This is a genomic window from Paraburkholderia sp. SIMBA_054, from assembly GCF_046534875.1.
Lineage (GTDB): Bacteria > Pseudomonadota > Gammaproteobacteria > Burkholderiales > Burkholderiaceae > Paraburkholderia > Paraburkholderia hospita.
In genome coordinates, this window is sequence record NZ_JAWRXV010000998.1 from 1 (window position 1) to 263 (window position 263).

Sequence of the window (263 nt, forward strand, 5' to 3'; positions counted from 1 at the left end):
TGGTCGGTTCGGCGTGGGCGCTGGCGGCGGACATTGCGCCATCTTCGATGATTGCCTCTGTCAGTTCGATCCAGAACTTCGGCGGATATTTTGGCGGTGCGTTCTCGCCGGTCGTCGCGGGGTTCATCGTGGACCGTACCGGCTCGTATGCGCTTGCATTCATCTCGGGCGGCGCCATTGCCGGATGCGCGGCACTGTTCTACTGGTTCATGGCTCGCGAACCGATTCTGGGAGACGAGGCTGCGTGAACGAGACGGCTCGAG

Annotated in this window: 1 pseudogene; it reads left to right on the forward strand. The window is 62.4% G+C overall.

The features are described 5' to 3' along the window. Positions 1-248 (forward strand): annotated as a pseudogene (locus SB822_RS58140) (MFS transporter); the annotation flags it as partial. Positions 249-263: the final 15 nt, after the last annotated feature.